The organism is uncultured Microbacterium sp. (assembly GCF_937927635.1).
In the GTDB taxonomy this organism is placed as follows: domain Bacteria; phylum Actinomycetota; class Actinomycetes; order Actinomycetales; family Microbacteriaceae; genus Microbacterium.
In genome coordinates, this window is the sequence record NZ_CALBRW010000041.1 from 42,058 (window position 1) to 52,429 (window position 10,372).

At 68.8% G+C, this 10,372-nt stretch carries 11 protein-coding genes and 1 tRNA gene; 9 read left to right on the plus strand and 3 right to left on the minus strand.

All coding sequences use genetic code 11. The features are described 5' to 3' along the window. Positions 1 to 73 precede the first annotated feature (73 nt). The 6 genes from Q0568_RS15445 to Q0568_RS15470 all read left to right on the plus strand — a co-directional run bounded on the left by Q0568_RS15445 (position 74) and on the right by Q0568_RS15470 (position 5,123). Positions 74 to 847: a multicopper oxidase family protein gene (locus Q0568_RS15445; RefSeq protein ID WP_298868069.1), complete on the plus strand. Its 774-nt coding sequence runs from the start codon at positions 74 to 76 to the stop codon at positions 845 to 847. Positions 848 to 988: 141 nt separating this feature from the next. Continuing rightward, positions 989 to 1,201 carry a YHS domain-containing protein gene (locus Q0568_RS15450; protein WP_298866799.1) on the plus strand — a complete coding sequence of 71 codons (213 nt, stop codon included), beginning with the start codon at positions 989 to 991 and terminating at the stop codon, positions 1,199 to 1,201. A gap of 68 nt (positions 1,202 to 1,269) precedes the next feature. Continuing rightward, positions 1,270 to 2,457 (plus strand): NAD(P)/FAD-dependent oxidoreductase, encoded by a 1,188-nt coding sequence (locus tag Q0568_RS15455; protein WP_298868058.1) that lies wholly within the window; start codon positions 1,270 to 1,272, stop codon positions 2,455 to 2,457. A gap of 25 nt (positions 2,458 to 2,482) precedes the next feature. Next, complete coding sequence (locus Q0568_RS15460; RefSeq protein WP_298868060.1) at positions 2,483 to 4,663, plus strand: heavy metal translocating P-type ATPase; 2,181 nt, start codon at positions 2,483 to 2,485, stop codon at positions 4,661 to 4,663. Positions 4,664 to 4,678: 15 nt separating this feature from the next. Beyond that, positions 4,679 to 4,993 carry a metal-sensitive transcriptional regulator gene (locus Q0568_RS15465; RefSeq protein WP_061018364.1) on the plus strand — a complete coding sequence of 105 codons (315 nt, stop codon included), beginning with the start codon at positions 4,679 to 4,681 and terminating at the stop codon, positions 4,991 to 4,993. A gap of 56 nt (positions 4,994 to 5,049) precedes the next feature. Next, positions 5,050 to 5,123, plus strand: a tRNA-Cys gene (locus tag Q0568_RS15470). A 30-nt stretch (positions 5,124 to 5,153) separates the two neighbouring features. Here the strand turns inward: Q0568_RS15470 and Q0568_RS15475 are convergent. From Q0568_RS15475 to Q0568_RS15485, 3 genes are all read right to left on the minus strand, one after another. Then, complete coding sequence (locus tag Q0568_RS15475; RefSeq protein ID WP_061018362.1) at positions 5,154 to 5,987, minus strand: F510_1955 family glycosylhydrolase; 834 nt, start codon at positions 5,985 to 5,987, stop codon at positions 5,154 to 5,156. A 58-nt stretch (positions 5,988 to 6,045) separates the two neighbouring features. Beyond that, positions 6,046 to 6,663, minus strand: a complete 618-nt coding sequence (locus Q0568_RS15480; protein ID WP_363331261.1) for a DUF305 domain-containing protein — start codon at positions 6,661 to 6,663, stop codon at positions 6,046 to 6,048. Between the two features lie 84 nt (positions 6,664 to 6,747). Further along, entirely contained in the window at positions 6,748 to 7,119 is a 372-nt protein-coding gene (locus Q0568_RS15485; protein ID WP_288121646.1) for a DUF6153 family protein, read from the minus strand. A 162-nt stretch (positions 7,120 to 7,281) separates the two neighbouring features. Between Q0568_RS15485 and Q0568_RS15490 the strand changes: the two genes are divergently transcribed. From Q0568_RS15490 to Q0568_RS15500, 3 genes are read left to right on the plus strand one after another with little or no spacing between them, the layout of a single operon-like run. Next, positions 7,282 to 9,180, plus strand: a complete 1,899-nt coding sequence (locus tag Q0568_RS15490) for a DUF4396 domain-containing protein (protein ID WP_298868065.1) — start codon at positions 7,282 to 7,284, stop codon at positions 9,178 to 9,180. Positions 9,181 to 9,189: 9 nt separating this feature from the next. Next, positions 9,190 to 9,522, plus strand: coding sequence for a ferredoxin (gene fdxA / locus Q0568_RS15495; protein WP_061018348.1), 333 nt, complete (start codon positions 9,190 to 9,192; stop codon positions 9,520 to 9,522). 24 nt (positions 9,523 to 9,546) lie between these two features. Continuing rightward, complete coding sequence (locus tag Q0568_RS15500) at positions 9,547 to 10,239, plus strand: SDR family NAD(P)-dependent oxidoreductase (protein WP_061018346.1); 693 nt, start codon at positions 9,547 to 9,549, stop codon at positions 10,237 to 10,239. Positions 10,240 to 10,372 lie beyond the last annotated feature (133 nt).

Consider the following 10,372-nt stretch of genomic DNA (forward strand, 5'->3'; position numbering starts at 1 on the left):
TAGGAACCTCCATCGTCGGGAGACCTCGACGTCTATCTGCGGACCGACGCGCCCGGCCGACCTACACCGTCATCTGAGAAGACCCGGCAAACCCGCCGCCGACCCCGCCCAGTTCACCGGCACCCCCGGATCCCGGGTCCGGATCCGCCTGATCAACGCCGGTGGAGACACCGCATTCCGGGTCGCGCTCGGCGGACACAGGCTCACCGTCACCCACACCGACGGGTACCCCGTCGACCCGGTCGAGGTCGACAGCGTCCTGCTGGGGATGGGCGAACGCTACGACGTGCTCGTCACCCTCGGCGACGGGGTGTTCCCGTTCATCGCCGACGCCGAAGGCAAACGCGAACGCGGCTTCGCGCTCGTCCGCACCGGCGGCGGGCAGGCTCCGGCCGCGGACGTGCAGATCACCGAGCTGGGGGAGGGCTCCCAGGTGGCGACCGCCGAGCTGCTGGCCGCGGCCTCCGCGGTCACCCTCGGACGGCGTGACGTCGACCGCACGATCGCGCTGACCCTCACCGGCAGCATGGCCGCCTACGACTGGGGCTTCAACGGCCGCCAGTTCGACATGCACGACCCACTCCGCGACGCGCACCCGCTCACCGCGGGCGAACGGGTGCGGCTGACCGTCACCAACGACACCGACATGTGGCACCCGTTCCACCTGCACGGGCACACCTACCAGCACACCGGCGGCGGCCCCCGCAAAGACACCTCCATCGTGCTTCCCAAGCAAACGCTCGAGCTGGAGTTCGACGCCGACAATCCCGGACGGTGGATGGCCCACTGCCACAACATCTACCACGGCGAGGCCGGCATGATGACCGTCCTCGCCTACCGCCAATGAGGTAGCCCCGGACGGGAATAGCAGGCGGCACCCGCCTGTTGTGATACCCATACGGGGTATACGCTAGGGGAGTCCCAGGCGCACACCGTGCCGGACCGACGGCCATCCCGCCGTCGACCACCGACAGAAAGAACACCCGCCATGAGCCACGACCACGACCACCACCACGAGGCCCCCGCCGACGCGGACGATGTCGTCGTCTGTCCCGTGATGCCCGGCAGCACCGTCAGCAAGAGCGTCGCCGAAGCCCAGGGCCTGTACCGGGACTACGAAGGCGAGCGGTACTGGTTCTGCTGCGCCGCGTGCGGTCCGCTCTTCGACGCCGACCCCGAAAAGTACGTCAAGGCCGCCTGACGGCCAGCCCTTCGGGGCCCGAGAGCCGCCGTGTCCTCGGGCCCCACCATCAGCCATCAAGGAGCGAAATGTCCCCCCAGAAGGTTCTCGTCCTGGGTGCCGGCGCCGCCGGCACGTCCGCTGCCCGCGTTCTCGCGGGCTCGGATGCGGTGACCGTCACCCTGATCGGCCGCACCGACGAAACCCCCTACAACCGCACCCTCGTGAACAAGGGAGTCGCGATCGGCTTGCTGACTCCCGAACAGGCCGTCATCCCCGGCGTCGAAGCGCTCGGTGACACCGTCCTCGAGGTAGACACGGACACGAAGACGGTGCGGTTCGCGTCCGGCCGTGTCGAGGACTACGACGCACTCATTCTCGCCACCGGCAGTGTGCCACGCCTCCCCGGAGACAGCGTTCGCGGGGCCTCATCGGACCGAATCACCACGCTGCACTCTCTGGATGACGCCATCGCGGTCCGGAATCTTCTCACCGGCCTCGGACGGCCCGCGCAGGTGGTCATCTCCGGTGCCGGGCTTGTCGCCGCGGAGACCGCAACACTGCTGCGCGAACGTGGGCATCAGATCACCCTCCTCGCCCGCACACAGACCCCCGGTGCCACCGTGTTCGGCGACGAGCTCGCGCAGCGGCTGGCCACCGCGCACCAGCAGCACCTGGACACCGCATTCGGTCGCACGCTGACCGCGGTCCGTGAAACCGGCGACCGCCTCGAGCTGACATTCGATGACGGCACCGAGCTGCCCGCCGACCTGCTGATCGTGGCGCACGGCACCACCCCCACCGCACCGTCCCCCTGGGACGGGCCTGTGGCGGTCGACGACAGCCTGCGCGCCGCGGCCGCGCACGTCTACGCCGCCGGCGGTGTCGCCGTGCACGATGACCCCACCCTGGGCGTGTGGCGGATCGATCACTGGTCCGACGCGGCCGCGCAGGGCGAGCACGCCGCCCGCACCCTGCTCGCCGATCTCGGCGCGGGGGAGCAGCCCGGCAGCTACCAGCCTCGCGCCCCGTTCACCGCCACAGTCCACGGCGCGATGATCGCCGGCGCCGGACTGACCGACACCCGCACCGACACCCGCATCGACAGCTCCGAGCCGCTGGTGGTCATCCGCCAGCACGGCCCGGTCCCCGTCGGTGTCCTCGGCTTGGACGCCGCCCCCGCCGTCTTCGGCTGGATGCCCAAGCTGCACACCCCGACCGGCCCCGACGCGGAGGCCCTCGCCTCCACCGGGACCGGCACGGCAGACTCGAAATAACCGCTAGGCACAGGGAAGTGAACTGATGACCGACCCGCACGCACACCACACCAACCACCCCACCGGCAAGGCCGCCACCGCCACCGGCGAGCACGGCGACCACACCCCGGAGCCGCCCACGCAGCACGACACCCACACCGGGCACGACGTGCAGCCCAGCCACGGCCAGCACGCCGGCGGCCAGATGGACCACTCCGGCCACGGCGGAGGCCATGGCGGGCACGCCGGGCACGGCGACCACGTCGGCCAGTTCCGGCGGCTGTTCTGGATCAACCTGATCATCGCCGTCCCCGTGGTGGCGTTCTCCCCGATGTTCGCGATGATCCTCGGCTACGAGGTCCCCGGCTGGGCACGGTTCATCGCCCCGGTGCTCGGCACCGTCATGTACGGGTGGGGCGGGTGGCCGTTCCTGACCGGCGCGGTCAGCGAGCTGCGCTCCCGCAAGCCCGGCATGATGCTGCTGATCGGCCTGGCGATCACGGTCGCGTTCTTCGCGTCCTGGGGTGCCACCCTCGGGCTGCTGCACCACGAGCTCGAGTTCTGGTGGGAGCTGGCGCTGCTGATCGTGATCATGCTGCTCGGTCACTGGATCGAGATGCGCTCCCTCGCACAGACCAGCTCCGCGCTGGACACCCTGGCCGCGCTGCTGCCCGATGAGGCCGAGCGGGTCGAAGGGGACCAGATCGTCAAGGTCTCACCCGCCGACCTGGCCGTCGGCGATGTCGTCGTGGTCCGCCCCGGCGGCAGCGTCCCCGCCGACGGCAAGATCGTCGACGGCCGCGCCGACATGGACGAGTCCATGGTCACCGGCGAGTCCCGCCCGGTCGCCCGCGGCACCGGCGACCCGGTCACCGCCGGCACCGTCGCCACCGACTCCGGCCTGCGGGTGGAGGTCACCGCCACCGGCGATGAAACCACCCTCGCCGGCATCCAGCGGCTGGTCACCGATGCGCAGAACTCCTCCTCCCGCGCGCAGCGGATCGCGGACCGTGCCGCGGCCCTGCTGTTCTGGTTCGCGCTGATCGCCGCCGCCATCACCGCGGTGGTGTGGACCCTCGTCGGCAACCCCGACGAAGCCGTCGTCCGCACCATCACCGTCCTGGTCATCGCCTGCCCCCACGCGCTGGGCCTCGCGATCCCCCTGGTGGTCTCCATCGCCACCGAGCGCGCCGCCCGCGGCGGGGTGCTGGTGAAGGACCGGCTCGCGCTGGAGAGCATGCGCACCGTCGACACCGTCCTGTTCGACAAGACCGGCACCCTCACCAAGGGTGAGCCCACCGTCTCCGCCGTGGAACCGGTCGGTGACCTGGACGCTGACCAGGTGCTCGCGATCGCCGCCGCCGCCGAAGCCGACAGTGAGCACCCGCTCGCCAAGGCCATCGTCCGCGCCGCGCAGGAGAAGAACCTCACCCTACCCAAGGCAACCGGGTTCACCTCCTCACCCGCGGTCGGCGTCACCGCCACCGTCGACGGTGCGGAGATCCGCGTCGGCGGACCCCGCCTGCTCGAAGAGGTCGGCGCCCGTGAGGTCGACCAGGCTGACAACTGGCGTGGCGAGGGCGCGATCATCCTGCACGTCACCCGCGACGGGAAAGTCATCGGCGGGCTCAAGCTCGCCGACGAGATCCGTCCCGAGTCCCGCGAAGCCGTCGAGGCGCTGCACAAGCTGGGCGTGCAGGTGGTCATGATCACCGGCGACGCCGAAGCCGTCGCGAACGCCGTCGGCACCGAGCTGGGCATCGACCGGGTGTTCGCGCACGTGCGCCCCGAGGACAAGTCCAGCAAGGTCGCCGAGCTGCAGAAGGAAGGCCGCAAGGTCGCCATGGTCGGAGACGGCGTCAACGACGCCCCCGCCCTCGCACAGGCCGACGTCGGCATCGCGATTGGCGCCGGCACGGACGTCGCGATCGCCTCCGCCGGAGTGATCCTCGCCAGCTCCGACCCCCGGTCGGTGCTGTCGGTGATCCAGCTCTCCCGCGCGGCGTACGGGAAGATGAAGCAGAATCTGTGGTGGGCTGCAGGCTACAACCTGATCTCCGTGCCGCTCGCCGCCGGCGTGCTCGCCCCGATCGGGTTCGTCCTTCCCATGTCGGTCGGCGCGATCCTGATGTCACTGTCCACCGTCGTGGTCGCCCTGAACGCGCAGCTACTGCGCCGAATCGACCTCACACCCGAAGCGAGCACCCGCGCGGTCCTCGACCGCTGACCGAAGGAACCGGCCATGTCCACACCCACCGTCGACACGACGCACACCACTCACGGGTACATCACCGACAAAGACAAGTACCTGAACCGGCTCAAGCGCATCGAGGGTCAGGCGCGCGGGATCTCGAAGATGGTCGATGACGAGAAGTACTGCATCGACATCCTCACCCAGATCAGCGCCCTCACCAGCGCCCTGCAGGCCGTCGCGATCGGGCTGCTCGACGATCACCTCAAGCACTGTGTGATCGACGCAGCCCGGATGGACGGCGACCAGGCCGAGCAGAAGATCAAGGAAGCCAGCGACGCGATCGCCCGTCTGGTCAGGTCCTAACCCGGACCAGACGGACGACCGTCCGGCCTCCCCCGCCCCGCGTCGGGCGGGAACCTGGTGCCTTGGCCGAGCGGCGAGGCAGCGGCCTGCAAAGCCGCCCAGACGGGTTCGACTCCCGTAGGCACCTCCACCCGTCACCGCAGCCGCCGTGCGGCCCCCGCTACTGGGGCAGCACGGTGATGCCGCTGGCGTCGACCACGACGACCCGGCCGTCCGCGTCGATCCCCACCGCCTGCGCCTGCTCGTGCACCGTGCCGGCCTCCCGCCACTGGTCCTCCCCGGACCCGAGCACCCAGATCCGGTCATCGGTGCCGACCCCGACCAGCCGCTTCCGATCCGGGGACGCTCCCAGCGTGTACAGCAGCGGCGCATCCGGCCACGCCGAGAACGACGCCCCCCGGTCCGTGCTCACGGTCACCCCGTCCGCGGTCGCCGCGACCACCCGGCCGCTGGCATCCGCGGTCAAACTCACCGCCGGCACCTGCGCGCCCGTCGGAGTCCAGGTGGCGCCGGCATCGACGCTGCGCAACAGGTCGGTGTCGTCGGTCGCCAACCCGTACACGGTGTCATCGGCGCCCGCGGTGAGCGCATGGAAGTCTTTCTCCCCGGTGAACGCGACGGGTTCCCAGTTCGCGCCGCCGTCGACACTGCGGATCACTCCCAGATTCGGTGCTCCCCACTCTTCGGGGGTCTGCGGGCCCGGGTGCCCGGACGCGATCAGGCCCTGCGACGTCGCCGTCAACCCCATCGCGTCGAAGTCGGCGGTACTGACCCGGCCGCCGAGCTCACCCGATTCGGACACCTCGTAGATGCCCTCGTGGGTGCCCAGCAGCAGCTGCCCCGTCTCCGGGTCCACGACCACCGCGTGCACATGCGTGGACAACGCGGTGTGTTCTTCCCCTGTCGACGCGGGCGTGCTCGCGCACCCCGCCAACACGACAGGCACGGACATGACGGCGGCGATCACGGCCGCCGCCTTGAAACGGACGCGCATATGCACCCTCCACGATCAGGGTGGGGCGCCACCATCGGTGACGCCCCACCGGGGTGCCTCAGAGCTGAGCGAGCAGATCTTCCATGGTGGTGATCTCCGCGGACTGCGTGTCCACCACCGCCTGGGCCAGTTCCTTCGCGTCCGGGTTCTTCCCGTCGGCCAGCTCGGTCTCGGCCATCTCGATCGCGCCCTTGTGGTGCTCGATCATCTGCTCGAGGAACATCCGGGCAGCGTCGGCGCCGGTCGCGGCCTCCAGCTGCGCCATGTCCTCCTCGGACATCATCCCGCCGCCGTGGTCCACGTCGCCCATGTCCATATCGTCGGCGGACATGCCCCAGTCATCGAGCCAGCCCTGCATCGTGTCGATCTCCGGCTGCTGCGCATCCTTGATCTGCTGCGCCAGATCCAGCACCTGCTGGTCGACGTCGCTCTTGGCGAGGATCATGTCGCTCATCTCCACCGCCTGCTGGTGGTGGGGGATCATCATCATCGCGAACATCGAATCGGCCATGTTGAAGTCCGCCTCTGCGGACTCCGATGGCGCCGACGAGGACCCGCCGCCGTGATCCATGCCCGGCATCGAGTCGCCGCTGCCGGCGCACCCAGCGAGGAACAGGGCCGTCGCCAGCGGAACGGCGACGAGTGCTGCGGTGCGGAGCTTCTTCTTCATCATCATCAATCAGTCCTTCTCTTGGGTGTACGTGAACGCCCGCGAACGGGCACGGCAACAAACCCCACCGGACGGCGGGGTCCGGCGCGTTCACGTCCGACTGATCGACAACTCCCGCAGTGAAGGCGGGCGGCTCGGAGCCGGCCGCGCTACGAACATCACCGGCCACCATGTGGCCCGTTCCTGCGGTGTCCCGCGGATCAGCCGAGGGAGCAGGAGGAGCAGCACCGTCGCCAGCAGCGCCAGCACGCACATCACCATCAGCGCGTCGTGACCGCCCTCCGGGCTGCACGTCACACACCCGTGCCCCGCGTCGTCCACCGGGGCAGTGGCTGCGCCGTGATGACCCTCGGGAACGGTGGCGCCGGTCATCTCCGCCGTCGACGACATCGCCGGCGCGTGGGAGGAGGCCAGGGTGTGCATGCCCATCAGCCCGACGATGATCGCGGCCGCGAAGCACACCAGGAGCAGCCACCGCGTCGAACGCGGCAGCCGGGTACGCAGCGCGGACAGGAGGAGCCAGGGGCACGAGCAGGCACACCACCAATCGTGGGTACCCTGCGGGGGTAGGCTATACGGGTCTGAGCCTCCTTCGCACCGACCGGCTCGGCGAAAAGGAGCGCCATGCTGATCCAACCCATCGACTACTTCCTGGTCGGCTGGTTCGTCCTTGTAGCCATCAGTACCCTTTGGGTCGGCGTCGACCAGTTCCGAAGCAACCCCGAGCCCACCGTGATGAAGTGGGGCTTTATCCTCGTCACCCTCTACCTCGGACCCATCGGTGCGCTCCTATATGTCCTGGCGGACAAGGAGCCACGGCCGGGGGAGCACGAAGAGTTCACAAAGCCCCTCTGGAAGCAGGGCATCGGATCGACCATTCACTGCGTGGCCGGAGACGCGACGGGAATCATCGCCGCCGCGGTGATCGTCTCTACCCTGGGCCTGCCGATGTGGCTCGATCTGATCATCGAGTACATCGCCGGATTCGCTTTCGGGCTCTTCATCTTCCAGGCCCTGTTCATGAAGAACATGATGGGAGGCACCTACTGGCAGAACGTGCGCCGCTCGTTCCTGCCGGAATTCATCAGCATGAACTTCATGATGGCCGGGATGGCGCCGGTGATGTCGCTGCTGATGATGGGCCGCGACATGCGGGCCATGGTCCCCACCGAACTGATCTTCTGGGGTGTGATGTCCGTCGGCGTCGCCGCCGGCTTCGCGCTGGCCTACCCCTCCAACGTGTGGATGGTGAAGAAGGGCATCAAGCACGGGCTGATGACCCAACGCAAGGAGCCGGCCACCGATCCGCAGACCGAACACGCCGGGCACGCGGCGATGGCCGCCGGATCCGGGGCGGGGCGTGACGAGGCGCAGCCGCCGTCCGAGCATGAGCAGCATCAGCCCCGCGGGACGAGTAAGGTCACCGTCCCGCAGCTGACCGTCGTCGCCTCGTTCGCGACGATCGCACTGATCGTGGGCATGGTCGCCCCCGCCAACGCGGTCAACATGACCCTCAGCGCCGAAGACGTCGGAGGTCTGATCATGCCGCCGGGCATGATCATGACCCGCGACACTCCCGCCGAGGCGATGGAGGACATGGCTGCGGTCGATCCGCGGGACGTCACCAGCGCCTACGACGTGGACACCCGTGGTGACGAGGTCCTCGAGCCTTCCCGGATCGAGGATGGCGTGAAGATCTACGAGCTCACTGTCTCCCTGATCCGATGGGAGATCCTCCCTGGTGTTGCCGTCGACGCATACGCGTACAACGGGCAGGTGCCCGGGCCCCGGCTGAACTTCACCCAAGGCGACCGGATCCGCATCGACGTCACCAACAAGCTCGACGAGACCACCACCGTGCACTGGCACGGCCTGGACGTCCCCAACGAGATGGACGGCCCCGCCGGCATCACCCAGGACCCGATCCAGCCCGGTGCCACGTACAGCTACGAGTACACCGTCAAGCAATGGGGCACCTTCTTCTACCACTCCCACGACCACGCCGACCGGCAGCAGGCGCTCGGCCTGTACGGGGCACTCATCATCGACCCGGCCGACCCGTCCCAGCAGCCCGCGGCGGATCACGACTACACGATCCAGCTGCAGGAATGGCTCAACAGAGAAGGCCTGACCTACCCGGCGATGCCGATGGAAGGAGGAATGCCGAACTACTTCACCATCAACGGGAAGGCGTACCCGGCCACCGAAACCATCGACATGAAAATCGGCGAGACCCTCAAGGTCCGCTTCATCGGCTCCAACACCGTCGGCATCCACCCGATGCACATCCACGGCGGCCCGTTCACCGTCGTCGCCCGCGACGGCGAAGCCCTCGCCGAAGACCAACAATTCAAAGCCGACACCATCAACATCGGGCCCGGTCAACGCTACGACGTGATCTGGGAGGCGCTGGAGCCCGGCAAGTGGCTCATCCACTGCCACATCAACCACCACACGACCAACAACAACGTCGAGACCGACGGCGCCGGCGGGCTCACGATGATCATCAACGTCACCGAGTAGACCCTACTGATGACCTATGTGATCGCACTGCCCTGCGTGGACGTCACCGACCGCGCCTGTCTGGACGAGTGCCCGGTGGACTGCATCTACGAGGGCGACCGGATGCTCTACATCCATCCCGACGAATGCGTCGACTGCGGTGCCTGCGAGCCCGTCTGCCCGGTCGAAGCGATCTACTACGAAGATGACCTCCCCGACGAGTGGGCCGACTACTACACCGTCAACGTCGAGTTCTTCACCGAGCTCGGTTCACCCGGCGGTGCCGCCAAGACCGGTGTTCTCGGTCTCGACCACCCCACTGTCGCTGCCCTCCCGCTGCAGCACCCGCGCGGCCTCGACTGACCCACCCCACCCCGAAGGACACCCATGACCGCCACCCTGCTCATCCTCGGCGCCGGACCCGGCACCGGCCGCGCCCTCGCACACACCTACGCCGCCGAAGGCTGGAACGTCGCCCTCGTCGCCCGCCGATCCGACCCGCTCACCGCTCTGGCCGACAGCATCCGCCGCAACGGCGGCGAGATCGCCGCGTTCCCCGCCGACATCACAAACCCGCACGAGCTGCGCACGGTCATCGACCAGGTGCGCGAGCGGCTCGGGCGGATCGACGCGATCGCCTTCACCGCGGCCTCCGACGACGGATTCGTCCCGGCGGCAGATCTCACCAGCGAACAGGCCCGCACCTTCGCGGACCTGTTCCTCTACCCGCTGATCACCACCGTTCAACTCACCCTGGCGGACCTCCGAGGTAGCGAGCACGGTGCGATCTTCTACGTCAACGGCGCCAGCGCCCTGGGCGCACCCGCCGGGATGAGTGGTCCCGCCCCGGCGATGGCCGCCGCCCGCAACTACCTCGCTACCCTGCGCGATGAGCTCGCCGGCGATGTGTTCGTCGGGGCAACCTTCGTCGCCGCGATGATCGAGGGCAGCGCCGCCGCGGACGCCGCCGCCGAATGGAACGCGGACGGCAGCTTCCCCAGCATCGACGCCGCCCAGATCGCCGGCTCCATCTGGGACCGGCATCAGCACGGCGGGGCCTTCGAGACACTGCTCCCGTGAGCTGCTAGCCGCGCTCAGCGGTGCCGGACCAGGGCCGACTCGTCCTCGGTGAGGTGCGCGGTCTCGACCTGGAAGGTCGAGTGCTGGATCGACACCGGGAAGTGCCCGGCCACGCATTCGCGGACCTCGTGCA

Bases quoted from the DNA above. Each gene is read 5' to 3' on its own strand.
- Q0568_RS15450 (WP_298866799.1), top strand. From the start codon at position 989: ATGAGCCACGACCACGACCACCACCACGAGGCCCCCGCCGACGCGGAC.
- Q0568_RS15455 (WP_298868058.1), top strand. From the start codon at position 1,270: ATGTCCCCCCAGAAGGTTCTCGTCCTGGGTGCCGGCGCCGCCGGCACG.
- Q0568_RS15460 (WP_298868060.1), top strand. From the start codon at position 2,483: ATGACCGACCCGCACGCACACCACACCAACCACCCCACCGGCAAGGCC.
- Q0568_RS15465 (WP_061018364.1), top strand. From the start codon at position 4,679: ATGTCCACACCCACCGTCGACACGACGCACACCACTCACGGGTACATC.
- Q0568_RS15475 (WP_061018362.1), bottom strand. From the start codon at position 5,987: ATGCGCGTCCGTTTCAAGGCGGCGGCCGTGATCGCCGCCGTCATGTCC.
- Q0568_RS15480 (WP_363331261.1), bottom strand. From the start codon at position 6,663: ATGATGATGAAGAAGAAGCTCCGCACCGCAGCACTCGTCGCCGTTCCG.
- Q0568_RS15490 (WP_298868065.1), top strand. From the start codon at position 7,282: ATGCTGATCCAACCCATCGACTACTTCCTGGTCGGCTGGTTCGTCCTT.
- fdxA (WP_061018348.1), top strand. From the start codon at position 9,190: ATGACCTATGTGATCGCACTGCCCTGCGTGGACGTCACCGACCGCGCC.
- Q0568_RS15500 (WP_061018346.1), top strand. From the start codon at position 9,547: ATGACCGCCACCCTGCTCATCCTCGGCGCCGGACCCGGCACCGGCCGC.